Source organism: Anaerospora hongkongensis, assembly GCF_004339805.1.
Taxonomy (GTDB): Bacteria; Bacillota; Negativicutes; order Sporomusales; family DSM-15969; genus Anaerospora; species Anaerospora hongkongensis.
This window is the reverse complement of sequence record NZ_SLUI01000011.1, coordinates 71264-95802: the sequence shown is the minus strand read 5'-3', so window position 1 is coordinate 95802 and position 24539 is coordinate 71264. Positions and strand designations below refer to the sequence as shown.

Sequence of the window (24539 nt, the reverse complement as noted above, 5' to 3'; positions counted from 1 at the left end):
GTTGGTGGCCGCGGAGTAATCGCCGGTGTTGGTGGCCGCGGACTGATAGCCGGTGTTGGTGGCCGCGGAGCGATTGCCGGTGTTGGTGGCCGCGGAGTAATCGCCGGTGTTGGTGGCCGCGGACTGATAGCCGGTGTTGGTGGCCGCGGAGCGATTGCCGGTGTTGGTGGCCGCGGAGCGATTGCCGGTGTTGGTGGCCGCGGAGTAATCGCCGGTGTTGGATTCCTTTTGAGTTGACCAATCAACACGATCCAGGATAAACTTTACCCCAGCTGACAAAAGCCCGTTCAGGCCAATCTCAGCACCAATACGAATATGTGTGCAAGCAACTTTCGAATCAGCATTATCACGGTCAAAACTGCCACTGCCTTCTACTTCGGTATAGCGGCTATCTGCGGGCGCGTAGTAATTAAATACATCTAAAGGATTCTCGCAGAAGTGGAAGCCTTTGTCGCAGGCTCTGGCAACTTCTTCTTGATACTCCTGACCGATAGCGTATTGAAACTTTCTGCATTGCAGATTTTTGTCATAGCCTTTATATCCCTTGATCATTTTTAACACTCTCCTCGTATAAAACGGATATTTAATGACCATACTAGGTATTAGGGGGTTAACTGCCCTTTTGACAGTTTTAAAATGATAGTGGTATAATCATGATTAAGGTATTATTGGTGTGTTCTGAATTGGTCGCTGTTGGTAGCAGCGGCCTTTTCCTTTTCTGCTGCTAAGATCTCTAGATCTTCCAAATTAAAAGCGTTCCAGAATAATTTTCTACCTGTGCTATCACCATCGCAAAGCAATGCAATGAAGCTGTCATACATGAAGCTCGTCCCTCCTTTCTCGCCGATTATACACGGCGTTTTTCTTTTGTACGGACATTAACCAGTTCCCAATACTCCCGCGTTTTGCGAGGTATTGCTCTCGCGCAAATGATGACTGCCAATGCCAGCACAATCCCGATGCACTCCAACAGGTTCACCTCCTTTCAATGGGTTATCTGTTTGTAAGCGAAAGAAAGTCGAAATTCACGCTGATTTTTCTGACGATCTTTCTTTGATAGTTATAACCTTAATTTCCACGCCTTCCCGATCTCCGACAATCTGGGCTAATGTTTCAAAAAACTTTTGCACATCTAAACAATTGACTTCCTTTTTACCCGGCATGTTTTCACCTCGCTTTCATGTCGAGCTTTTCTTTCTTACCCTAGAAACAAAAGCTCCACTAACGCTTAAAGCGTTGTTCTTGGGTAAAAAAATAAGATCGTTGTAATTTACGCCGTATACATTCTCTATTTCTTTTATACATATAGCATCCGGGTAGGACTTCCCACGTTCCCAATTACTAATAGTATCTTTAGACACGCCAATCTTTTTAGCAGCTTCACCTTGTGTTAAATCCTTATTTACACGAGCAGCTTTTAACCCTATTTTCATACAATCACCTCCTGTCTTAAACAAATTATAAAACGCTTTAAGCGTTGAGTCAACCCCAAAAGCGTAATTTTAAAAATAAATATTGAATTTTTTACGACATAAGCATATAATTAGATCATTAAGTTTCAGGGGGATAATAATGAGCGGATTAGGCAATAAAGAAATCATGTCTAAGAATCTTAAATTTTATATGGACAAGTATGGAAAAGACAGAAATGATATTTGTACAGATTTAAATTTTAAATATTCTACTTTTACCGACTGGGTGAATGGAAATAAATATCCGCGCATTGATAAAATCGAAATGCTGGCTAATTACTTCGGTATTCAAAAATCTGATCTAATAGAAGAAAGACAGCCTAATAATCGTCTAATTGATGGTGAAGACAGCCAAACTATCAATCTTCCTATAGTTGGCCGTGTTTCTTGTGGTAATGGCTCACTCGCCTACGAAGATATCGAAGGATATGAACCAACACCTAAATCGTGGCTAAATGGCGGTGAATACTTTTATTCTAGAGTTATCGGTGACAGTATGATCAATGCTCGCATTCAGCACGGTGATCTTGCACTTATTCGGAGACAGCCCGAAGTTGAAAACGGCGAAATTGCTGCAGTAACAATAGGTGATATGAATGATGATCGTGTTTATTTGAAACGAGTTTATAAAAAGAACGGAACAATTGTCTTGCAATCAGAGAACCCTGCGTTTCCTCCTATTATCTATGATCCTAAACACGGGGATTGCCGAATTGTAGGCAAGCTTAAAAGAATTGTTATTACTATATGATCAATACATAAAAATAAAAAGACTGCCCGGTGCGCCAACACCAAGCAGTCTGAGGTACCAATAACCAAACTGGTCAATCGGCACCAACCCAATAATATTATAACCGATTGACCTCTGAAAAACCACTTATTTCAAGGAGGTCTATTTTTTATGCCCAAAATGCTCAGAGCCGCTCTTTATATTAGGGTAAGTCGTGAAGAACAAGTACTGCACGGGTACTCTATTGAAGCTCAAAAACAGGCATTGACAGAATATGCTCAGAAAAACAACTTACATATTGTTGACTATTACATGGATGAAGGGTATACAGCCAGGAAACGATATACTAAACGGAAAGAATTCATGCGAATGTTGGAAGACGTTCAAGCTGGCAACATAGATATTATCCTGTTTATAAAATTAGATCGCTGGTTTAGAAGTGTTCGTGATTATTACAAAATCCAGGACATTCTTGAAAAACATAATGTTAATTGGAAAACCATTCACGAAAATTATGATACCAGTACTGCTTCCGGACGTTTGCATATCAATATCATGCTGTCAGTAGCACAAGACGAAGCAGATCGAACCTCTGAACGCATTAAGTTCGTATTTGCAAGTAAAGTTCAAAAAGGGGAAGTATTAAGCGGAAAAACGGCTTTTGGTTACAAAATTGAAAAGAAAAAATTGGTTATTGTCCCAGAGAAAGCCGAAATAGTACGTGAAATATTCAGCTTTACTTTAAAACACCAAAATATTTCTGCAACCATAACGTATATTAAAGATACATTCGGTATTCATTTTATGCACAATACTATTGTTAGAATGTTAAAGAAAAGAATTTACATTGGAGAGCATCGTGGTGTAGAGAATTTTTGCGAACCCATTGTTGATCGTGCTGTATTCGACACTATTCAAGTTATACTAAAGAAAAACATTCGATCAAATAAATCCCGGACAACATATGTCTATACTGGTCTACTTATTTGCCCAGAGTGTGGGCAGAAACTTATATCTTCAAAAACAGTTCATTCAAATGGAAGCATATCTTACGTTTATCGTTGCAATAGGCATTACATAAATAAGATTTGTACTTTCAATAAAATAATAGGAGAAAAAAAACTCGACACTTTTTTGCTCTCAAATATTGAGCAGCAGCTTAGCGACTTCATTGCTTATCATGAAATAAAAGAAAATAATACCCCTAAAACAACCATGGCCAATGAACGTGAAAAAATACGAAATAGAATGGAAAAATTAAAAGATCTTTATCTTGATGACCTCATAGATAAACACACTTATAAGTATGAATATGAGGATTTATCCATGAGATTAAAAAGACTAGACACAAAACAAGTCCAAAAAAAAATAGATATTAATGCACTAAAATCCTTCCTTGGTAAAGATGTGAGTATAATTTATACAGAATTAAGCCGTTTCGAAAAACAAACACTTTGGCGTAGTATAATTAAGCAAATTCACTTTGACCCTGTAACATTAAAACCTCAAATTATTTTTTCCTAAAATGTTTTACTTAGGAATCTAAACCTAACGGAACTGACAGCAGCAGGAGCAACGCACATACGAACGAGGCTGACCCCAGCGCATACAGCCCGGCTGAAGAACTATGAAAGGTTTGCTCCGCCCATACCCGTAAATTCGGAGCCACAAAGCCGCCTAAATTTCCGATTGAATTAATGAGCGCAATGGCACTGGCTGCTCCCACACCGCTTAAAAAGCGGGTAGGCAACGTCCAGAATATAGGCTGGCAGGAAAAGTAACCGGCCGATGCTACGCATAATGCCAAAACGCCGATAAGCGGATAATTGGTTGCTGAGGCATATACACCTATCCCGGCACAGGTCATCAGCACAGCCGCCAAGCTGCCGCGTTTGCCGGAGCGATCCGAATACCGGGGAATTGTGGCATTAGCGGCCAAAGCACATAGCCAGGGGATTGCACTGACCAGCCCAACGGTAAAGCCTACCTTTTTCCCTAAAAATCCGGCAACTTGCGTTGGCAGGTAGAATGTAACACCATATACGCTGATTTGAATCATAAAATAAATGGCACAAAGGTACCAGACTTTCGCATTACCAAGAACGCTTACCGCACTGGCCTGTTCTTTCAGCTTGCCGGCATTTTCCTCTGCCAGTTCAGCGATTAATGCCATTCTCTCCGGTTCCGGAATCCACTGAGCTTGCTGCGGCTTGTCAACAAGATAGCTCAAAGCCCAAATCCCCACAATTGACGCTAAGATGCCTTCGACGGCAAACATCCACTGCCAGCCGTGCAAGCCCAGCATCCCATCCATATCAAGCAGCAGCCCCGACAACGGTGATCCTAAAATAAACGACAGGGGTGCGCCAAAGTAAAAGAATCCCATTACCGAGCTGCGGCGGCGCGAGCTGAACCAAAAGGTTAGATAATAAATAATCCCTGGAAAAAATCCGGCTTCTGCGATTCCCAGCAAGACCCGTAAAACCAGGAAAGAGGTTTCTGTAGTTGCATAAGCAAAGGCTGCCGCAATTACCCCCCAGCTGATCATAATACGGGCCAGCCAGACTCGCGCACCAACATAATGCATGATAATATTGCTGGGGACTTCAAAAACGGCATAACCCAGAAAAAAGATCCCTGCCCCCAGGGCAAAGGCAGCATCCGAAAGTCCTGTATCCATTTGCAGTGCCTGCTTGGCAAAACCAATATTGGCACGATCGAGAAATGCCAGTACATACATGAGCAGAATAAACGGTACAAGTTTTCTTTGAGCCTTATCCATTGCCAAATTGGCAAGTTCTTTGCTATCGGCAGATTCCATACTCATACCCTCCCTTAACTTCAAACCACATTCTTTGTTCTCATATATGAACGAAGTTCATGAAATTCAAAACAAATAACCAGGCTATTTATCTTTTAAAAGACTGATTTTTCAGTTTTTTTACGAAAGCTTCGTACTGTCTCCAAAGCTGCACGAAGCTTTCGTATTCCTTACACTTTGCCGAGCCGGCCTGAGGCAGTCTTTGCCGCTGCCTGAACTTTTCCAATCAAAGTCCCCATGCTGTCACTTGCTATTCGGATCACCGGAATGGTAACGCTCAGGGCAGCTATTGTTTTATGCTCCTTATCATAAATAGGAGCAGCAATACAGATCCCTCCCGGAATGATTTCCTGATCATCAACCGCAAAGCCCTGATTGGCAACCTTTTTTAATTCATTTAGCAATAATTCTTCGGAGGTAATTGTGTTTTGCGTATACTGTTCAAGCTCAATTCCGTCTAAAAGCCGCTTTACCTCTGCTTCCGGCAGTGCCGCTAACAGTACCTTTCCGATCCCTGTGGCATGGGCAGGAATTTTAAAACCAATCGTTCGCACAGCACTCAGTTCTTTTTCGCCATGGCATTTCGCAATATAGACGACAAAACGGCCTTCCAGTATGCCGGCATGCGTAGTCTCGCCCAGCTCATCACTCAACTTTTTCGTAACCAAGCTGATTTCTTTTGTGATATCCGTATTATTGATGCAGGCAGCACTCACCTGAATCAGTTTTAAGCCCGGATAATACACTTTTGCAGCACTGTCGCAATGAATATATTCCCGGGCAAGCAAATCCTGCAGCAAATAAGACAGCGAACTTTTGGGAATATCGAGTGATTCCTGAATAGCCGTAAAGGTCGGCGGTTTGGCACTATTCACAATATATTCAATTATATCCAGCACTCGTGAAGCAGATTTAACCAGCGTCTTTTTTCCACTCATAGAAGGCCTCTTTCTCTTACCGATTTTCAAACACTACCGCATTTATTTCTTCATTTTCCATATTTTTCCTTGTGGAATTCCCACTAGGCTGTAAAACGAGCGGCCGAAGTTTGCCGCAGCCTGTTTTACAGCAGGGCAAAACTAAATTAATTTGAACTGATCAAGTACAGAGAAAACTGCCATGGCAATCAAAAATACACCTGACACCGCTACGCAGCAAACTACCCAGGGTGCCATTCGATATTCCGGCGGCAGAACTTTCCGTTCAGCGTAGATCTGGGCCAGACACCACAACCCACAGGATAAGGCGCCGCCCAGGATGGATCCCACCATTACAATTGTTACCACATTAAAGCCGGCCCAGTTATACGCCAGTCCGCCAAGGCACATGTATACCCATACATATTTGGCTATACCGCTTTTCCCTTTCGCGCGGACCCAGCCGGAAGCAGTCCGGAAGGCTTCATAGCAGGTAGACGGATACAGCTCAAAGATACTGGATAAAACACCCCACAAAGCACACCAGACTGCCAGCCAATAGAGATAAACCAGACCGGGATGAACTACCGTCAAAAATGCACTTTGATATTCCAGCAGCTTCATGCCGGAAGGAATCAGCTGTTCCGTATGAAGCACGGCTGCACCTAGAGCCGTAAATACAACTGTAATTAGCAATAATGTGCCAAAGCTTACAATGGTGTCAATTTGCGCAGCCCGCAGCCAGGTATTCGCTTTGGCAACCTCTGCCTTTCCTGACGGCAGGTTAAACTGACCTTCCGTAACACGCAGTTTTTCCTCAATCTCTTTGTGGTTAGGGAGTCCCATTGCTCCCCAGCCTTTATTGCGGTACAGGCCCACATAACCGATATAGTCATATGTCCCGCCGCCAATAGCACCTACATATGCCACCATTTCCATACCGATACTTCTGGCAGCAACAGCCGGGTACTTGGCAGAAACCCACGCTTCATAGCTGGGAAAACTCGGTATAAGCCCTGCCAGTAGCTGGCCCCAATCAGGATTTACGGCAAAAAGGGCAATGAAAGAAGTAAGAACTTTCGTAATAACAATATATGTCTGCGTTGTTTCTACATGCTGATACGTGCCTGATGCAACGACCACCAGTGTACCAAGGATATAGATAGTGGCCCACAGGGGGATAGATAGGGAACCTCCGGTTAAGTACATGGTCATATTTGCCAGCAGGTTTGCCACACCGCCTACCCACGACGGCATACTGAGAACTGCCAGAATACCGAGCAAGACCGGAAACCAGTTCTTAGGCCCAGGAAAAATATGCCCCCAGCGGGTTATGGGGTGCTCACCGGTTAGGACAATATACCGGGTGCCGGTATACGACATAAATCCTTTAGACAATGCCCCCAGAACAAGGCACCAGAGGATGCCGTAGCCAAAAATTGCCGCACCGCGGGGTGCAAAGAAAACTTCTCCCGAACCGACAGTTGCCGATGCCAGAATCACGCCTGGGCCAAGAAATCCCAGCAAGCCCTTCCAGCCTAAGAGAAGCTTCCGGTCCGGTTCTGGATAGCTGAATAATGCCTCGCGGGGCTGTTGACCGTTTTTCGTCGTTTTACCATCGGACATAACTTCACCTCCATTTTTTTCGCTACTCCCCATGAACGGAAAACCTTCAATAAACTCCTCCTTTCCCGCCCAATGCCGGTGATGTCTCGATACGCCGCACAGCCTGGCGGCAGCGGATAAAGGCATAGGTAGAGTAAGCCGCCAAGCCGGCCGTAACGACAATTACCGGACTAGGAGCGTAAATCAACAGTACTGCCGACAGACTCCAGCCAAACACAGCAATCCACTGCCAGTTTTGCAAAAGCCGCTTATAATAGGTAAGCATTTGCATTAGCTCAGTTTTAGCTGCATCCGGATCGCCGGTACTGCAGCATGCGTTCTGCTGCTCATTCAGATCATTAGTGGGTTCTTTTAGCAATTTTTTCAGGTAATACACGGCAAGCAGCAAAAACAAAGGACCAAAAACTACATTGTCCCCGGCAATCGCCAGAACTGACAAAACAGTAAATCCCACGGCCGCTGTCCCCTGAGCAAGCAATTGCCCTCCCGGTTTCTTTCTTATCGCTGCGAACACGTTATTCACTTCCTTCATTCGAGGTCAAATATCGTTCCGGGATTCAGAATCCCATTAGGGTCCAAGGCCGCTTTAATTGCCTGCATCATTTTCAATTGAATGGGATCGGCAAACTTATGCATCCATTTTTTTCGTTTTGAACCCACTCCGTGTTCTCCCGACATCCGCCCGCCAATGCTATAGGTAAAAGCTAACAAATCGTTTACGATTTCATCAATTCTGACAGGCCAGTCTTCAGCAGCAATATCTCCCTGCATAATCGTCAGGTGTACATTGCCATCCCCCGCATGCGCAACCACTCTGCCCACAGCCTGATGGTTCCTGCATATTTGCATAAACTGCTTCATCGCACCGGGCAGCTGCCGGACAGGCACCACCATATCCTCGGGACTATGGATATAGCATTCCTCCCGGTTGGCATCGCCAAAGGCCCGGCGGGCAGCCCAGATTTTTTTTGCATCGGGAACAAGTACGGCAACTGCCCCATTTGCATTGCATATTTCATCAATCCGGCCCGCTTTTGTATCCAGCTCCTCTTGAGTATCAGTTTCAATCGTGATAATCAGATAATTACCTGCCTGTTGATAAGGGTAGGCCTCTTTCAAATACCGGGCACAGACATTAATGGCTTCATTGTCCATGTACTCCAGCGAAGTGGGATCAACCCCCGCCTTTATCAGCTTATAGACCGTTGCAATTGCAGCTTCCGCATCGGAAAAGACAGCAAGCAGATCCAGCTTATATTGTTTAAGAGGCACAAGCTTAATCGTAGCCTGCGTAATAATTCCCAGTGTTCCTTCGGAGCCGATAATCAATTGCTCCAGGCTGTAGCCGGAGGTGCTCTTATTCAGCAGACCGCCTAATTCTGTAATTTCCCCTGTAGGAGTAACCACTTCAATAGCATAAACCTGCTGGCGGGTAGTACCGTATTTAACCGCTTTATTGCCACCGGCATTGGTGGCAATATTGCCCCCGATCAGGCAGTTATCGCCGCTTGACGGATCTCCCGCATACAGCAGCCCCGCATCAGCGGCTGCTTTCTGAACATCCTGCGTCCTCACTCCTGGTTCAACGATCATATATAGATGTTCATGGTTGACTTCCAGAATGCGATTCATTTTTTCCAGGGACAATACGATTCCGCCATACAAGGGAACAGCACCGGCTGCCAGTCCAGTTCCTGCCCCCCGTGGCGTAACCGGGATATTTTCCTTGTTTGCCAGCTTGACGACTTCGGCTACCTGTTCCCGGTTTTGCGGAAAAACTGCTGCTTCCGGCAAATGATGATATCGCTCATCCGTAACTTCATCCTGGCTGTAGGGGATTAACAAATCCTTAGCGGTAATTACATTCTTCTCACCTACAGTTCTCTTTAGTTCAGCGATAATCCGTTCATTACACTGGTTGTATTGTTTCATCCAATCCCCTCCACAACTATCTGCACTGCTTTTGTTTTAAATTGCAGTTCTTATATATGAACTCAGTTCCACGTTTTCGATATAACCATTCCAATTAATTTGATTCATATATATGAATTCAGTTCACTGTTTAGAATATTCGTATTTTTTTATTTTTCAGTTTGACTTAAGCAGGAAATAGCAACTGATTAGAAATTCAAAAACAAAAAACTCCTGCTAATCCATTAGATTAGCAGGAGTTGCCTTTATACCAGCAGGCAATTAATAGTTTTGATATACAATTTCAAAAAATGCCTGCGGATGTTTACAAGTTGGGCAGACCAGCGGTGCATTGGGGCCTTCATGACGATGGCCGCACACTCTACAGCGCCAGGTTTGTTTTTCTGGTTTGCTAAACACAGTTCCATTCTCAACATTAGCAAGCAATTCTTTATAGCGCTCTTCATGTTCTTTTTCAATTTGTCCTACCCGCTTAAATAAGCCTGCAATATCAGTAAAGCCTTCAGCCTGGGCAGTTTCGGCAAATTCTTTATACATGCTGGTCCACTCTTCGTTTTCACCTTCAGCGGCTTTCTTTAAATTTGCTTTCGTGTCACCAATTCCGCCGAGTAAATTAAACCAAATTTTAGCATGGGCAGCCTCGTTGTCAGCGGTTTCCATAAAGGTTGCCGAGATTGCTTCATATCCCTCTTTTTTCGCCACAGCGGCAAAATAGGCATACTTATTTCTGGCCATAGATTCACCGGCAAAAGCCGTTTTTAAGTTTTCTTCTGTTTTTGTACCTTTTAAGTCCTTGCTCATTACAAATCCCTCCAGCTAACTATTTCCATAACGATATAAATTTCGATAGAATAATAAATATTTCCTGCCAATTGCTCCTGAAATTTTCGTAAAAATATGGCCTCCTGCTCTCTAAAAGAACAGGAGGCCACTATTCCACAATCATAGCAAGCCGTAAGCCTTCATCTCGCGGCGCAGAGCTTCCAGGTTCTGTTCACTTATTTCGGTCAACGGCATGCGGCATCGGCCGGCTCGATAGCCCAGCAGATTTACCGCTGCCTTGATGGGAATCGGATTAACCTCGCTGAATATTGCTTTTATCAGGTTTAAGGTTTGCAGCTGTAGTTGGATGGAACCCTTAATATCGCCTGCAAAAAACTTGGCCACCATATCATGCGTGTCCTTAGGGATAATATTAGCCATAACGGAAATAACCCCTTTGCCGCCTAGCGATAGTACAGGCAGAACCATATTATCGTCACCGGAATAAACGGTAAAATCCTCGCCGCAGGTATTGACAATATCGCCAACTTGGCCAAGGTTGCATTCTTTGACGGCAACAATGTTATCAATTTCGGCTAACGCTTTAATCGTATCAGGATTTAAATTTAAGTTTGTCCGGCTGGGTACATTATAAAGGACAATTGGTACTTTAACATTATTGGCGATCATTTTAAAGTGCTCGTACAGTCCTTTTTGCATTGCTTTATTGTAATAGGGGGTAACCGACAATAAAGCGTCAGCTCCAACTGCTTCAGCCGCTTGTGATAATTCAATGGCATGGCGTGTATCATTACTGCCGGTTCCGGCAATAACAGGAACACGTTTGTTAATTTGCTCCACAGCAAACTTAATAACAGCAATATGTTCTTCGTCAGGCATCGTGGAGGCTTCCCCGGTGGTCCCACAGACAACAATCGCATCCGAGCCGCCTTTAATTTGAAATTCAATCAACTCAGCCAACGCCTGGTAATCGACACCTGCGTCAGTAAAGGGAGTTACAATTGCTACTGCCGACCCAACAAATAATGGTCTCTTCATACATTAACCGCCTTTTAGTTCTATTTACTACAGCATGTTTTCAGGTAAGTTATGGGTATCTTCTCCCTGCAGAAGAGTAATTCCTGCTGCCTTAGAAGCACTTCTTGTAGTTTACTTTAAACTTTCTTCTAATCGAGTTCAGCACCGCCGCCATAACTGCCGAGCATGGGTACTGCCGCTGAAGCGATTCTATTACTCGCTATAACCCTTGCAGTGGATTAATTAAATTCTTCGCTATATTTTAGCTATTGGAGGCATGCCGGAAAGGGAATTTAATAACAAACACGAATGCAGTTACCGAACAAGAACAGTAAGGAGGCAGCGAATGAAAAAGTTATCCCAAATGCCTAATATAGGAATCACATTGGAAAAGCTATTACTTACTGCCGGGATCGACTCACCAGCTACGTTGCAAAAGCTGGGCAGTCAGTCAGCCTTTATAAAGCTGACAAAAGTTGATCCCACGGCCTGTTTGCATAAGCTGTATGCACTCGAGGGAGCTATCCAGGGACATCGCTGGCATACCTTACCGGAAGAGCGAAAAAAAGAGCTGAAGCGTTTTTTTCAAAACCGAAAAGAGTAGCCCTGTCCCTCAAATATGGTAAAATACTAAAGTAAACAAATTTAGTATATATACATGGTTATGAGGTGCATCTAATGGAAAAGGCCGCTTTATCAGAACTAGTAAAGCGAATTCGCGAGTCCCACGAAATCAGAATAGAAACTATTCCGGATATTGAATTATACATGGAGCAGATGTTGACATTCCTTAATCAGCGCCTGGATTCGCCAGGTAAAACAGCAGATACGCCGATATTTACGAAAACAATGATTAATAACTACACCAAAGACCGCTTGCTGATTCCGCCAAAAAACAAAAAATATTCCAAGCAGCATATGATGCTGCTAATCCTTATTTACCACCTAAAAGGGATTTTATCAATTAGTGATATTAAGCAATTATTTGCTCCTGTTTTACAAGACATCAACACTCCCGAGGATGACCTTATCCCGCTTGAAGATATTTACACAACCTATCTGGACCTCACTGAAAACTATCTGACCGAGTTTGGTGAAAACTTTTCCAACAAGCTGTCGTTTATTACAAATCTAACATCCCATTTAGAAGGTGAAGCCAATCATGTTGCCCGTCTTTTCCTAACCGTACTGGTGCTCATTGCACAGGCTGATCTTTCCAAGAAAGTTGCTGAGCTGATTATTGAAGGCTATTTTACTAACCCGGCTACTTCAGATGAGCTTACCAGGATGGCCTATAATATTGATCTTGACAGCGTTTTCGGACAAAACCCACGGGATTTGAAATAAGACTGACGCTATTTTACTCCAAGCAGAGCCAGCATGATTCCCCCGCTAATGGCGGTTCCAAATACTCCGGCTAAGTTAGGTCCCATAGCATGCATAATGAGAAAGTTAGAGCGATTTTCCCGCAAAGCGACAACATGAGATACGCGCGCGGCAATGGGTACAGAGGCAATTCCAGCTGAGCCGATTAAGGGATTAATTTTGCCGCCACTGCATTTATTCATAATTTTTGCCGCAATAATTCCTGAAGCAGTTCCCCCCATGAAAGCAACAAGCCCCAGCAAAATGATCTGAAGTGTGGCTAGCGTCAAGAAGCGTTCGGCAGCCATGGTCGACCCTACGGCAACTGTTAAAATGATGGTAATAACATTCATCAAATCGTTGGCAGCAGTACCGGCAAGCCGGTCAACAATCAGTACCTCTCGCAGCATATTCCCCAGCATCAGCATCGTTATCAGCGGCGCTACCGGCGGCAGCAGAAAATTCACTAATATCGCGATAACGAAAGGGAAAGCAATTCTCTCCAGGCGGCTTACTTCCCGCGCCTGAGTCATCATAATCTGCCGCTCTTCCGGCGTTGTCAGCAGCTTCATGATTGGCGGCTGAATAAGCGGCATCAACGCCATATAAGAATAAGCGGCGACTGTAATCTGCGGCAGCAAGTGTGGTGCCAGCTTCATCGTAACAAAAATTGCCATCGGGCCGTCAGCACCGCCAATAATGCCAATCGCGCCTGCCTCTGCCAGCGTAAATCCTAACGCTTTAGCGCCAATTACAGCAATAAAAATTCCCAAATGGGCCGCGGCACCAAGAATCATCAAGCTGGGATTAGCAATCATGGGTCCAAAATCGGTCATCGCACCTACACCCAGAAAAATTAATGGCGGAATAATAACAAGCTCTACTCCGCGGAAGGCATAATAGAACAAGCCTCCCGGCTGAGTTAGATCCGATCCGGGAACATTGGCGACAATACAGGAAAATCCAATTCCCAGCAAGAGAAATGGTTCGTATTTTTTAGCGAGCGCAAGATAAATCATCCCTGCGCCTACCAAAATCATAACCACGTTTCCCCACCATAGCTGAGCAAGCCCCGTCTGCTCAGCCAGTGATACCATTAGCGAAGTTATTTGTTCCATAATATTTTTATCCCGCCTTTCTCTATTTTTAATGACCGTTGGTCAGTTTGTCTTCATCGATTTTCCCCAGCTTATTTAATTGTGGAAAAAAGTTCAAAACAAGGCTGATGCCCCAAATAATAATAATACTCAGGAAAAAGTCAACAACACTTAGAATGATCGCACCTTCCATTGAGTCTGTTACAGTCATATAAACCCCTCCTTCTCATTCGTTACCAGGCCTGCCTCATGTAGTTGCAGCTTGTTTGTGTATTGTGTATACAATACATTGTATACATGAACTCTATGCATTATCGTGTTCTATACCTCGCGTCCCCTCCTTGTTAATGATGTCATCCTTTTGCCAAAACAGCGCCAGATAGTATTTCATACTACTTGATCTGGTTTAAAGGAATGAAAAATAAGAACACCTGGTTTGTTTTGATAATCAAAACAAACCAGGTGTAGAATACTTTCATCTACTGCCGCTTAAAACAGCAGACTGTAACTGCACGGCTTGTATTTGGCTTTGCGATAGGGTGGTAGCACCTTACCGATCTGCCTTATATACACTTGCCGCCACAATATTAAATTGTTGGCGTGAATATAGAATAACTTGTAATTTGATCATATCACAGACCCGGTTAGCTTACAATGAATTTTTTCATGCAAGCTGCAGCTTCATGCCTGACTAGAGCCGGAACTTACTAATTATCGTATTCAATTCTTCCGCCATTTTTGCTAACGATTCGGCATTACTGTTTATTTCATGCATACTGGCACTTTGTTCTTGAGATGCAGCCGCAACGGTCTGCGCACCAGCGACCGTTTGTTCGGCAACAGCACTAATGTTTTGAATGTTGCCTACCATAGCCTGCGTGCCTGTGGCCGTTTCTTCAATTGCCACTGTGATTTGCCCAACTACCGTCCTTACTTTGTTCAGCTTTTCGATGATAACACTAAAGCCGGTTTGCGTATTGAAGGCAACTTGCTTGCCCGCTTCAACTTCACTGTTGCCTCTACTTACGTGTAATACGGCATAATCAATGTCAGCCGTCATTTTGTTTATAATGTCGCCTATATGGCGGGTAGCTTCGGCACTTTGTTCGGCAAGCTTACGCACCTCTTCGGCAACTACGGCAAAACCTCTGCCAGCCTCACCTGCACGTGCAGCCTCAATGGCGGCATTCAGTGCCAGAAGGTTCGTCTGCCCGGCCAGGCTCTGAATAACAGTAACAATTTCACGGATATTCTCCGACCCTTGCGCCAAGGAATCAGCTGCCTTGGTAATACTTTGCATGGATTCGGCAACCGTTTCATTTTGCGTCACAATCCGGGTCAGTAAATTCATTCCCTGCCCTGCTTCATCAACAGCATTTTGGGTGTTTCCATTAACCTCAAATGCATTGGCACTCATTTCCTGAGCACTTGCCGAAAGCTCCTGGATGGTATGGGACATCTCCGTAAGGTTATTAGTATTGAGGGCAGAGCCGCTGGCAACCTCAGCAATCGAGTTGGATATAACTTCGGCTGCCCGCAATTGTTCCTCAACAGTAGCGCTTAACTCCTGGCTGGCAGCCGCCAGCGACTCAGAGTTTTGACGGATATGAATAACCAAGGAGCGAAGGGCATTCTTCATTTCAGCCATTGCAGCTGTCATATCGCTGATTTCATCATTAATCGAGGTCTGCTGACAAGCAGTGTTTGTCAGGTCAAACCGACTGATTTTACCCATTTCATCCCGAACACGGTTTAAGCGTTTGGCCATATACCGGCTGTACCAAAAAGCCAGGATACTAACAAGGATCACAATTACCGCACTCAAAATAACAACAATTCTTTTTGTCACCTTTTGCTCCTGCAGCAACTGATCAGTTGATATTTTAAGAAATTTCTCTTCGAGATCAAGTGTTCTTTCAAATTGCTGATCAATCTGCTGGGATAAGTTTCGTCCTTCCGCCAGCAGCGTGTTGAAGGCAGGATCATTGGCTTTTTTAGCATCCAGCAGCTGTCCCATTTTCAGGCTGTAGTCATTCATCATCTTTTCCAATTTCACAGCCTCAGTCTTGACTTCGGGATTCTTTACGCCTGCTACAAAAGATTTTAACTCTTGTTGGCTATCCTCAAATTCCTTTCTGGCTTGCTGCTCATAGCTGCCAACTGAATAGGCCATAAAGCCGCGCAAGTCGGCAATCCCCGAATGCATACCATCTTGTGCCTTGGTGAGCAGCAGCATATTCACGGAAGTATGAGTGATTAGATTCTCATATGTATCGCTTGCTTTCGTATACTGATAGGCAACAAAACCAAGCAAAAGCAGCATAAAAGAGATAGCAACTAAAAACATTCCTGCTAACTGAGCAACTATTGGTAATCTGCGCATACTATCTTCCTCTCCTATTTATCATTAACCGGCTAACTAATTAACTTGCCCTCCCCTCTCATTAGAAAAGACTTAGCTTGCCCCCCAAGCCTTGGGGGCTCAGGTGAAAACATAAAAAAACCAGCTTGTATATGAACAGACTCATATAGCAACCTGGCAGACATTGATATAAAATCGTTAGTCCCATAGCTTTGCGTCCTTAACTTTCGTTAAGTTTGCCGATCTAGGATACACTATTCACTTTTGTTGTTAATAGTTCTCTGAGCATCAGCAAATTCCTCTCGTTTAATTAAATTTTTAATTAATAAATAACAGTTATTATAATATTATAATAACTCTCGCACTTTCTGGATTACACTTGCAAAGTGCCGCTCATCTGGCTGCCGCCACGACCCCTCTGTCAAATAAACGTAACGTAAATAGATTAAAAATTTATCAATCAGCTGATGATCAGGTTCTGCAAAAATAAAAGGTATATAGCGCCCTAATTGATCGGGCTGCATAACATGGCAGACTAAGCCGTCTATATTGTAAAAAGAATTTCCCAGCGTTATAACCGGTTTATGCTGGAGTAACGCTTCAATCCCTACAGTTGAATTTAACGTAATAATTCCTGTGGAACGGGCAATTAACTCCGGTGTTGGATAGAACTGTAAAAACAGGATTTTTTCCTGCTTATATGCTTCTTTCAAAGCAGAATAATCGACCCTCCCAAAATCAGAAGGATGCTCTTTGGCAATAATCCATATATCTTCCTGATGTCTTTGGTTAAACTCTTTTACCCCTTTTACCACGCAACGAACAAGCTCGCTCATAGACCGGATTTCGGGGGAGTACAGCAATACCTGTGTATCGTCTTGAACCTGGAAAGGTAGAAAAATAAACTTCTTTGGCAGCGCAATTTCCTCCGGCAGGTGCTTCTGCGTAGTGCCCAGGCTCTGATACCATTTTGTTTTTAATCCCCGGCCTGCCGGTACAGTATGATAAATTTGAGCGAGCTGCTGCTCCTGTATAACGACTGCATCATAAAAAGAACGTGAGCGATTTACTAAGCTGCTTCGATAATTAACCCCGTTGGGATCCAGGGTAGTAGTGTTATGCAGATAGCCATTTTCAAAAAACAGCGTCTTTTTTCCCATTTTTTTCGCCACTCGCGCCGCACATGCCAGCGGAAGATTAATCCCATTCCAGACGCAGACAAGCTCAACCGGTGTACGGCACATATAGTGATAAAAATGCCGGGTTGCAAAACAGGCTCTGCTTTCGAGGACGGTTTGTGAGTGCAGCCAGCCGCGGATGCCTGTGAAATTGCGTTTTTTTCCCTTGATCAGCAGAAAGCGGATAATATCTGCCATTTCTTGCTCAGTAAATGCAACTGCTTCCGGCAGCGCAGGCTTGATTAGTGCACCGGAAAAATCCGATAAGCCGTAATAAATGTGATGAACATCATAGAAGCAGCTTAGGACAGCTCCCAGCTGCTGAAAATATTGTCTTTGATGCCGGTTTAAAGCTACAAATAAAATAGACTGCTTCTCCACTTGCTGCAAATGATCATCTCCCGAAAAGATTGCCTGCTTAATCCCCTAGTTTCTATTAAAGGACGTTCTTAGAATAACTCTTCTCCTGTTATTTATACGGCAATCGTTAAGCATGGTAAACGTCTCTGGCAAATAAAAGCCGGAAGTACAGGTTCGCCTTATTTACATTGACTGTAAATTCTGAGCGATTCGACTGCCTAGCTCTTTATCGGTCCTCATGAAAAGATCCAGCATCCTTCTTTTGATTGGTTCATAGACCGGACTCAACGCTTCAGCAAAGTTTGCGACCAAATGCTCTTTTTCTATCGCGGACATATTCCGGTATCTGCATCTGGCCTGATAAAAATCGTCGCCTGCTGGTTCTTTTCTAGCAATTGTTCCTGATATAAAACGGCAGACCTCTCTGCCTGTCTCCGGCGTCTCAACCGGTGTTCCTCCCCCTATCGTGTTGGGTAAATAGTTTGCCACCCCTTCGCTATACAGCCTCTGCATCGCTCCTGCCTGCATTTTGTTGTCAATCGGCCTGCGGGGCATATTCGTCGGAAGCTGCAAATAGTTAACACCGATACGGTGCCTTTGCGTATCGCCATAAGCAAAAATCCGCCCTTGCAGAATTCTGTCATTAGAAAACTCAATGCCGGGTACAAGCGCTGCCGGAGCAAACGCGGCCTGCTCTACATCAACAAAAAAATTGCCGGGATTTTGATTCAGCACCATCCTGCCCACCGGCATCAGGGGAAACATCTCTTCCGGCCAGATATGAGTTGGATCGAGCGGGTCAAAGGGTAAATTACATTCTTCTTCAACCTTTAACAGTTGTACACGCAGCTCAAACTCTACCGCATGCCCGGCTTCAATCGTGTCGAATAAGTCCCGCCGTGCTACGTCAGGATCTGCTCCGGCAAGCCGTGCTGCCGTCTTACTGTCTATTGTCGCCACACCTGCGCAGGGCTCCCAATGGTATTTAACATATACTTCTTCTCCGCGCAAATTCACCCACTTATAGGTGTTGACGCCAAATCCCTGGATGGTTCGATAACTTTTCACAGTGCCGGTATCGGAGAACAAATAGGTAAGAAAATTCATCGATTCCGGCCTTAACGACATAAAGTCCCAGAAACGGCTGGCGGCAATTATTCCGCCCCGGACATTGGTGACCGGATCAGGCTTTAAAGCATGAACTAGATCGGGGAATTGCAGTGGATCGCGGATAGGAAATACAGGAATATGATTGCCAACCAGATCGTAATTTCCTTGATCCGTGTAAAACTTTACCGCAAATCCCCGGATATCTCTTACCGTATCAGCCCCGCCCAAAGAATCTCCTGCCAGAGAAAAACGGACAAACACGGGAGTTTTCTTCTCAGGGCTTTGCAAAAAATCGGCTTTTGTATATGCTGCCATTGTTTTATAGGGTACAAAAAAGCCAAAAGCACCGGCACCTTTGGCATGAAGGACTCTTTCGGGAATTCTCTCTCTGTCAAAATGAGCAATCTTTTCCAGGAAAATAATATCCTCAAACAACATCGGTCCCCGTTCTCCCACGGTCAACGAGTGCTGGTCATCTGGTACAGGTGCTCCCTGATTTGTGGTAAGATAGCGTTTGTCCATTTCTCTTCCCCCAACTCCGCAATTTCCTGCTAAAAGTATATGGCTGTTAGAATTACTTAGAAGCAGAAATAAGACCTTGATTTGAGAGAAATTAAAACGGGATTCAGTACATTTACATGCGCCTGAGTCCCGTTCTTGTTTAAAAATCCTTATGTTCTGTTCTCTCGATGATTTCATCCTGCAAAGCTTTGGTCAAATTATTAAAGTAATCACTGTAGCCTGCAACCCGGACAATAAGATTATTATATTTCTCCGGCTCCTTTTGCGCCTCGCGCAGCGTATCGGCATCGACAATATTAAATTGAATATGATGACCATCCAGTCTAAAGTATGCCCGAATTAAATCCTTTAATTTTCTAAGACCAGACTCACCATGCACAACCTGTGGGGTAAACTTTTGATTCAGCAATGCACCGCCTGTCCGCAGCTGATCCATTTTGGCAGCAGATTTAATGACTGCCGTAGGACCGTTTTTATCTGCTCCCTGCACGGGGGAAATTCCTTCAGAAAGCGGCCGCCCGGCATTCCTGCCGTCAGGGGTAGCCCCAATAACAGAGCCAAAATAGACATGGCAGGTAGTGGGCAGCATTTCAATCCGATAAGTTCCACCAGTTGGCGTACGCCTTCCATTCACAACTTCATGAAAAATTTCAAATACCTGCAGCATAATTGCATCGGCATAATCATCGTCATTGCCATACTTTGGCGTCTTATTCAAAAGAAGCTGGCGTACTTTTTCCTGTCCGGCAAAATCTACTTCCAACGCTGCTAATAGTTCTTTCATGGACAGCTTCTTTTTATCATACACATGATATTCAATTGCCGACAAGCTGTCGGTAATACTGCCGATACCAACACCCTGGATGTAACGCGAGTTATACCTCGCTCCGCCAGCATTGTAATCCTTGCCGTTGGCAATGCAGTCGTCAATTACGATGGACAAAAAGGGCGAAGGCATATATTTCGCATACAGCGTTTCAATGATATTGTTTCCTCTGATTTTAATATCTACGAAATGGGCAATTTGCTGTTTGTACGCTGCCAATAGTTCCTTTAGAGAATTGAACTCTGCTGCCTGACCTGTTTCCAGACCAATTTTTTTACCGGTCTTCGGATCAATTCCGTTGTACAACGTTATTTCCAGTATCTTTACCAAATTCAAATAGCCTGTCAGGATATACGCCTCTTTACCAAAGCAGCCTACCTCTACACAACCGCTTGTTCCGCCCCCGCGGGCATCTTCAAGACTTTTTCCCTGACGAAGCAGTTCCTCCAAAACGGCATCCGTATTAAAGACAGACGGGAAGCCCATACCGGCCCGGATTACCTCTGCCGCCCTAAGCACAAATTGATCCGGATTTTTCCGGCTGATTTGCACATTAGTGCTAGGCTGAAGCAGTTCCATCTCCTCAACAGTATCCAGCAGCAGATAGGATACGTCATTGACGCCATCGCTGCCATCAGGCTTGATACCTCCGATATTAATATTGCAAAAATCCGTATAGGTGGCACTTTCCTGCAGGGTAATGCCTACCTTGGGCGGTGCAGGCTGGTTATTAAACTTGATCCAGAAACATTGCAGTAATTCTTTCGCTTGAGACTTTGTCAGACTTCCTTCCCTGACTTCTCTTTCATAGAAAGGATAGAGATGAAGGTCTAACTTGCCTGGGCAAAAAGAATCCCATGTATTTAATTCGGTTATTACGCTTAAGTGAACAAACCAGTATGTCTGCAAGGCTTCCCGGAACGTTCTTGGCGCATGAGCCGGTACATGACTGCAAACCTCAGCAATCGCCGATAGTTCTGTTCGCCTTACCGGATCAGTTTCGGTTTGGGCTAATGCCTTCGCTTTTTCAGCATGCCTGTGTGCAAAAGTAATAATCGCGTCACAGCAAATGGCCATCGCTTTTAATTCTTCTTGTTTATCAAAAGCCTCCGCATCGTTCTGATAATCCAGTGCCTGTAATTGCTGCTCAATCTCTTTTTTAAAGTCAAGAAATCCTTTTTGATATATTTTTCCCCCAGCAACCGTATGTCCCGGAGCTCTTTGTTCCATAAACTCCGTATAAATACCCGCTTCGTAGCAGTCTTTCCAGTCAGATGTCATGTGATTGAACATAAGATCACGAATCGCTTTGCCGCTCCAAAACGGGATAATTTCTTCCTGTTGGATCCGTTTCGTTTCCTCACTGGCTCTAAAAAAGATTTTATCCCGCTTATCCATTATATCAAAATCTTCAACTGTATGGCAGCATAGCTCAGGATAGGTAGGTGCTTCCTGCGGTCCTGTTCCCCGCTCACCAACAATCAGCTCACCCTCGTTAATACAAATTGTCTTATGCTCCAGCACATATTGAAAGGTCAAAGCCCGAAGTACTGGAATGGAAACCTTGCCGGCATACTTTTTATAGGCTTCCGTCACCAACTTGGCTCGTTCAATTGATAACCGGGGAACAGTATTGACACTCTGCTCCCGCAGTTTTTTGATCCTGTCATTCATCTCTTTTACCACTTCAATCAACCTCCAATTTGTACATTTAAACCAAATGTCCGTAAGCCTAGCTGCATTGCCTCCATTTGCTTAGGTGACGGAGGCTCCAGGGCGGAAAGCTGATAGTCTCTGCCCAGCCTCATATATTTATTCGCAGCAATGCCATGATAGGGTAGTAAAAAAACATCGCGAAGCTGCAGCGAAAACAGGAAGGCGCCCATCGCTTGTAAATTCGCATCATCATCATTTATGCCCGGGATGACTGGAACCCGGATCCAAATAGGCTTACCAAGCTTAGCAAGCTTCTGCAGATTTGCCAGTATCAGTTTATTGGATACGCCGGTATACTTTCGGTGCTGTTCCTCATCCATCAGCTTCAAGTCATACAAAAACAGATCTACCGCATCTTTTAGTCCGGCAATTGTCTGCCAGGAAGCATATCCTGAGGTATCTACAGCAGTATGAAGCCCCCTTGCTTTACAGACAGTAAGAAGAGCGGTGAGAAACTCCGGCTGCATCAAGCATTCTCCCCCGGAAAACGTGACACCGCCGCCCGATTCTTCATAAAACACCCTGTCTTTTTCAATTTCTTTCAGTACCTCAGCTTCCGTCATTTTTCTGCCAACCTGCTCGATAGCCCCCGTGGGGCAGACTTCGACACAAGCTTCACAGCCAATACAGTTCGCTGTTTCTTTTCTTACCGTTTGCTGCCCAACCTGCATCGCTTCCTGTGGACAAATTTTGATGCAGTCTGTGCAGCTAATGCATTTATTGTCCCAAAAAATAATTTCCGGCCTGAGCGCAATGCTTTCCGGATTATGACACCACAAACAGGCTAAGGGACAGCCTTTTAAAAAAACGGTTGTGCGGATGCCCGGTCCATCATGTATGGAGTATTTTTGAATATTAAACACCGTTCCTGTTATCTTAATCACCTACAATTCCCTTGTACTTATCCGTATCTATTGCAATAAACATGCCAAAAATTCTTACCCGGCCAAAGCCAGGCATCCTTCACTATCATGTGCTAATAATATAAAATGTCCCTAATTTAAGACGAAAGATCGGAACATCGTCTCATTTTAGGGACAAAGTCAAGCTATCATCGGCTGTCATTAATCATGATTTCCCAGCTGATATTATGCTTTCTCATCTTATTATGCAAGGTCTGCCGTGGCATGCTTAATAGTCTCGCAGCCTTTGCGCCATTCCCGTTCGCTTGCCTTATGGCCTGTTTGATTATCTGTTTTTCGTAATCATTAAGCTTAGCCTCAAGGGAGGTAATCATTGGATTTTCCGCAAATTCATCAGCCGTACGCGCTGCTGTATATAACGAGCAGCTTATATGCTGAGGAATATCAGCAACATCAATTGTATTGCTTTCCGTGAAGTTCATGATACTTTCAATAGCGTATTGCAATTCCCGGATATTGCCGGGCCAGTGATAGGCCTGGAGAATCTGTAAGGCTTCGGAAGATATATCCGCTACCTGCCTGCCCACTTTACCGCTGTACATGGCAATAAAATGCCGGGTAAGCAGCGCAATATCTTCTTTCCGCTCCTTCAATGCAGGAATATTCAACGGTATCACATTTAAGCGGTAATATAAGTCTTTCCGGAGCAGCTTTTGCTCTACCATTTTTAGCGGGTGTTCATTGGTGCTCGCAATAATCCTGACATCAACAACTACCGTACTAGTCCCGCCAACTCTGCGGATAACGCCGTCCTGTAAAACACGCAGCAGTTTCCCCTGCAGTTCCATATCCATGGAGTTCACTTCATCTAGAAATAAAGTTCCGCCATGGGCAAGCTCAAAAAGCCCCGGTTTATCTTTCGCGCCTGTAAAGCTGCCTGACGTAGTCCCAAATAAGATACTATCCAAAAGCGTATTTGGTAATGCTGCACAGTTTTGAGCGATAAACGGCTGACTTTTCCTTTTACCCCCATTATGAATCGCCTGAACCAATAGTTCTTTCCCTGTACCGGTTTCTCCATAGACCAAAACCGGTGAATCGCTGTCGGCAATCTTGCGTGCTCTTTGCTTTACATCCTTTATCGCTCTGCTTTGGCCGATAATATCCTCGAATGTATAAGTAACGCTATTTCCTTTATACGCTTTTTCATCGTGCTTTTTCTTAAACAATTCCGATTGCAAGTTCAGGACTTTCTCCGAGAGTTCTTTTACCTGCGTTAAATCCCGGTAAATTTCCAAGGCACCGACAATTTCACCCTGCTCCATGAGTGGAATTGTCGATGTCAGGGTAGATACTTTTGCCCCCTGGTAATTCTGATAGGTTTGTACATAATCAATGATCGGCTGCTTATTTTGCAACACTCGGTAAAACGTGCTGCTTTCCGGGGTAAGTTCAGGAAAAATTTCCAAGATGTTTTTCCCGATAGCCTTCTCCTGTGTTATACCCGCTATATTTGTGGCTGGCTCATTATAGAAAGTAACAACCGCGTTTTTATCAACGACTAAAATGCCCTCATCCAAATGCTTTAACACCGATTCAAGCAGTAATTTATAATCCATATCAGTTCACATCCCTTTATTGTCTCAATTCGAACTGTATAATTTAACTTTAACATAAAAACAGCAAGGCCCCAATTAGTTTTTAAAAATGAATTGCGGCCTCGACATTATATCATCGTATGCAATTCAAGTTTTTACCGTTTTTTACTACCGATTATTCCCTTAGCTATACTCACGATTTATCCAGAATTTACATATCATAATATGTAAATCTTTTTTATTA

24 protein-coding genes and 1 riboswitch are annotated in these 24539 nt (G+C 44.1%); of the genes, 4 read left to right on the top strand and 20 right to left on the bottom strand.

The window, feature by feature from the left end:
• The 5 genes from EV210_RS22895 to EV210_RS16045 all read right to left on the bottom strand — a co-directional run.
• Window positions 1–552, bottom strand: a 552-nt coding sequence (locus EV210_RS22895; RefSeq protein ID WP_207900750.1) for a DUF7666 domain-containing protein, incomplete at its 3' end; no start/stop codon positions are given.
• Between the two features lie 113 nt (window positions 553–665).
• Window positions 666–821, bottom strand: coding sequence for a hypothetical protein (locus tag EV210_RS22730; RefSeq protein ID WP_165898935.1), 156 nt, complete (start codon window positions 819–821; stop codon window positions 666–668).
• Window positions 822–847: 26 nt separating this feature from the next.
• Window positions 848–970 carry a hypothetical protein gene (locus tag EV210_RS23345; protein WP_279388510.1) on the bottom strand — a complete coding sequence of 41 codons (123 nt, stop codon included), beginning with the start codon at window positions 968–970 and terminating at the stop codon, window positions 848–850.
• A 55-nt stretch (window positions 971–1025) separates the two neighbouring features.
• A complete protein-coding gene (locus EV210_RS22725) occupies window positions 1026–1163 on the bottom strand; it encodes a hypothetical protein (protein ID WP_165898934.1) in 138 nt (45 codons plus the stop codon).
• A gap of 15 nt (window positions 1164–1178) precedes the next feature.
• Entirely contained in the window at window positions 1179–1433 is a 255-nt protein-coding gene (locus tag EV210_RS16045) for a helix-turn-helix transcriptional regulator (RefSeq protein ID WP_132082366.1), read from the bottom strand.
• A 139-nt stretch (window positions 1434–1572) separates the two neighbouring features.
• Between EV210_RS16045 and EV210_RS16040 the strand changes: the two genes are divergently transcribed.
• Both EV210_RS16040 and EV210_RS16035 read left to right on the top strand, forming a co-directional pair.
• Complete coding sequence (locus tag EV210_RS16040) at window positions 1573–2223, top strand: LexA family protein (protein WP_243650588.1); 651 nt, start codon at window positions 1573–1575, stop codon at window positions 2221–2223.
• Between the two features lie 150 nt (window positions 2224–2373).
• The gene (locus EV210_RS16035) at window positions 2374–3726 is read left to right on the top strand and encodes a recombinase family protein (protein ID WP_132082365.1); all 1353 of its coding nucleotides are present in this window, start codon (window positions 2374–2376) and stop codon (window positions 3724–3726) included.
• A 10-nt stretch (window positions 3727–3736) separates the two neighbouring features.
• Here EV210_RS16035 and EV210_RS16030 read toward each other — a convergent pair whose 3' ends face one another.
• The 7 genes from EV210_RS16030 to dapA all read right to left on the bottom strand — a co-directional run bounded on the left by EV210_RS16030 (window position 3737) and on the right by dapA (window position 11319).
• Window positions 3737–5023, bottom strand: coding sequence for an MFS transporter (locus EV210_RS16030; protein ID WP_243650587.1), 1287 nt, complete (start codon window positions 5021–5023; stop codon window positions 3737–3739).
• A 170-nt stretch (window positions 5024–5193) separates the two neighbouring features.
• The gene (locus tag EV210_RS16025) at window positions 5194–5961 is read right to left on the bottom strand and encodes an IclR family transcriptional regulator (RefSeq protein WP_132082363.1); all 768 of its coding nucleotides are present in this window, start codon (window positions 5959–5961) and stop codon (window positions 5194–5196) included.
• 141 nt (window positions 5962–6102) lie between these two features.
• Window positions 6103–7566, bottom strand: a complete 1464-nt coding sequence (locus EV210_RS16020; protein WP_165898933.1) for an Nramp family divalent metal transporter — start codon at window positions 7564–7566, stop codon at window positions 6103–6105.
• 46 nt (window positions 7567–7612) lie between these two features.
• The gene (locus EV210_RS16015; protein ID WP_132082361.1) at window positions 7613–8080 is read right to left on the bottom strand and encodes a hypothetical protein; all 468 of its coding nucleotides are present in this window, start codon (window positions 8078–8080) and stop codon (window positions 7613–7615) included.
• Between the two features lie 14 nt (window positions 8081–8094).
• Entirely contained in the window at window positions 8095–9498 is a 1404-nt protein-coding gene (locus tag EV210_RS16010) for an FAD-binding oxidoreductase (RefSeq protein ID WP_132082360.1), read from the bottom strand.
• 261 nt (window positions 9499–9759) lie between these two features.
• Entirely contained in the window at window positions 9760–10299 is a 540-nt protein-coding gene (gene rbr / locus EV210_RS16005) for a rubrerythrin (RefSeq protein WP_132082359.1), read from the bottom strand.
• A 141-nt stretch (window positions 10300–10440) separates the two neighbouring features.
• Window positions 10441–11319, bottom strand: coding sequence for a 4-hydroxy-tetrahydrodipicolinate synthase (dapA, locus tag EV210_RS16000; RefSeq protein ID WP_132082358.1), 879 nt, complete (start codon window positions 11317–11319; stop codon window positions 10441–10443).
• Between the two features lie 325 nt (window positions 11320–11644).
• On the opposite strand from dapA, the gene EV210_RS15995 reads away from it, so the two are divergent.
• Window positions 11645–11902, top strand: coding sequence for a TfoX/Sxy family protein (locus EV210_RS15995; RefSeq protein ID WP_132082357.1), 258 nt, complete (start codon window positions 11645–11647; stop codon window positions 11900–11902).
• Window positions 11903–11976: 74 nt separating this feature from the next.
• Window positions 11977–12645 carry a DUF1836 domain-containing protein gene (locus tag EV210_RS15990; protein WP_132082356.1) on the top strand — a complete coding sequence of 223 codons (669 nt, stop codon included), beginning with the start codon at window positions 11977–11979 and terminating at the stop codon, window positions 12643–12645.
• Between the two features lie 8 nt (window positions 12646–12653).
• On the opposite strand, the gene EV210_RS15985 is transcribed toward EV210_RS15990, so the two are convergent.
• The 8 genes from EV210_RS15985 to EV210_RS15955 all read right to left on the bottom strand — a co-directional run bounded on the left by EV210_RS15985 (window position 12654) and on the right by EV210_RS15955 (window position 24316).
• Window positions 12654–13781 (bottom strand): sodium ion-translocating decarboxylase subunit beta, encoded by a 1128-nt coding sequence (locus tag EV210_RS15985; RefSeq protein ID WP_207900749.1) that lies wholly within the window; start codon window positions 13779–13781, stop codon window positions 12654–12656.
• A gap of 28 nt (window positions 13782–13809) precedes the next feature.
• Entirely contained in the window at window positions 13810–13971 is a 162-nt protein-coding gene (locus tag EV210_RS22720) for a hypothetical protein (RefSeq protein WP_165898932.1), read from the bottom strand.
• Window positions 13972–14451: 480 nt separating this feature from the next.
• Window positions 14452–16143 (bottom strand): methyl-accepting chemotaxis protein, encoded by a 1692-nt coding sequence (locus EV210_RS15980; protein WP_132082354.1) that lies wholly within the window; start codon window positions 16141–16143, stop codon window positions 14452–14454.
• A gap of 144 nt (window positions 16144–16287) precedes the next feature.
• Window positions 16288–16373, bottom strand: a riboswitch (cyclic di-GMP riboswitch).
• Window positions 16374–16469: 96 nt separating this feature from the next.
• Window positions 16470–17681, bottom strand: a complete 1212-nt coding sequence (locus EV210_RS15975) for a capsular polysaccharide export protein, LipB/KpsS family (RefSeq protein WP_243650597.1) — start codon at window positions 17679–17681, stop codon at window positions 16470–16472.
• A gap of 162 nt (window positions 17682–17843) precedes the next feature.
• Complete coding sequence (locus tag EV210_RS15970; protein ID WP_132082352.1) at window positions 17844–19292, bottom strand: catalase; 1449 nt, start codon at window positions 19290–19292, stop codon at window positions 17844–17846.
• A gap of 139 nt (window positions 19293–19431) precedes the next feature.
• Window positions 19432–21804, bottom strand: coding sequence for a trans-4-hydroxy-L-proline dehydratase (hypD, locus tag EV210_RS15965; protein ID WP_243650586.1), 2373 nt, complete (start codon window positions 21802–21804; stop codon window positions 19432–19434).
• A 5-nt stretch (window positions 21805–21809) separates the two neighbouring features.
• Window positions 21810–22718, bottom strand: a complete 909-nt coding sequence (locus EV210_RS15960; RefSeq protein WP_207900748.1) for a glycyl-radical enzyme activating protein — start codon at window positions 22716–22718, stop codon at window positions 21810–21812.
• A 167-nt stretch (window positions 22719–22885) separates the two neighbouring features.
• Entirely contained in the window at window positions 22886–24316 is a 1431-nt protein-coding gene (locus tag EV210_RS15955) for a sigma-54 interaction domain-containing protein (RefSeq protein WP_132082351.1), read from the bottom strand.
• Between the last annotated feature and the right edge of the window lie 223 nt (window positions 24317–24539).

Bases quoted from the DNA above. Each gene is read 5' to 3' on its own strand.
- EV210_RS22725 (WP_165898934.1), bottom strand. From the start codon at position 1,163: ATGCCGGGTAAAAAGGAAGTCAATTGTTTAGATGTGCAAAAGTTTTTT.
- EV210_RS16020 (WP_165898933.1), bottom strand. From the start codon at position 7,566: ATGTCCGATGGTAAAACGACGAAAAACGGTCAACAGCCCCGCGAGGCA.
- EV210_RS15995 (WP_132082357.1), top strand. From the start codon at position 11,645: ATGAAAAAGTTATCCCAAATGCCTAATATAGGAATCACATTGGAAAAG.
- EV210_RS16040 (WP_243650588.1), top strand. From the start codon at position 1,573: ATGAGCGGATTAGGCAATAAAGAAATCATGTCTAAGAATCTTAAATTT.
- EV210_RS15970 (WP_132082352.1), bottom strand. From the start codon at position 19,292: ATGGACAAACGCTATCTTACCACAAATCAGGGAGCACCTGTACCAGAT.
- EV210_RS16025 (WP_132082363.1), bottom strand. From the start codon at position 5,961: ATGAGTGGAAAAAAGACGCTGGTTAAATCTGCTTCACGAGTGCTGGAT.
- EV210_RS15955 (WP_132082351.1), bottom strand. From the start codon at position 24,316: ATGGATTATAAATTACTGCTTGAATCGGTGTTAAAGCATTTGGATGAG.
- EV210_RS16010 (WP_132082360.1), bottom strand. From the start codon at position 9,498: ATGAAACAATACAACCAGTGTAATGAACGGATTATCGCTGAACTAAAG.
- dapA (WP_132082358.1), bottom strand. From the start codon at position 11,319: ATGAAGAGACCATTATTTGTTGGGTCGGCAGTAGCAATTGTAACTCCC.
- EV210_RS15990 (WP_132082356.1), top strand. From the start codon at position 11,977: ATGGAAAAGGCCGCTTTATCAGAACTAGTAAAGCGAATTCGCGAGTCC.
- EV210_RS22720 (WP_165898932.1), bottom strand. From the start codon at position 13,971: ATGACTGTAACAGACTCAATGGAAGGTGCGATCATTCTAAGTGTTGTT.
- EV210_RS16030 (WP_243650587.1), bottom strand. From the start codon at position 5,023: ATGGAATCTGCCGATAGCAAAGAACTTGCCAATTTGGCAATGGATAAG.
- EV210_RS22730 (WP_165898935.1), bottom strand. From the start codon at position 821: ATGTATGACAGCTTCATTGCATTGCTTTGCGATGGTGATAGCACAGGT.
- rbr (WP_132082359.1), bottom strand. From the start codon at position 10,299: ATGAGCAAGGACTTAAAAGGTACAAAAACAGAAGAAAACTTAAAAACG.
- EV210_RS15985 (WP_207900749.1), bottom strand. From the start codon at position 13,781: ATGGAACAAATAACTTCGCTAATGGTATCACTGGCTGAGCAGACGGGG.
- EV210_RS16045 (WP_132082366.1), bottom strand. From the start codon at position 1,433: ATGAAAATAGGGTTAAAAGCTGCTCGTGTAAATAAGGATTTAACACAA.
- EV210_RS16035 (WP_132082365.1), top strand. From the start codon at position 2,374: ATGCCCAAAATGCTCAGAGCCGCTCTTTATATTAGGGTAAGTCGTGAA.
- EV210_RS15980 (WP_132082354.1), bottom strand. From the start codon at position 16,143: ATGCGCAGATTACCAATAGTTGCTCAGTTAGCAGGAATGTTTTTAGTT.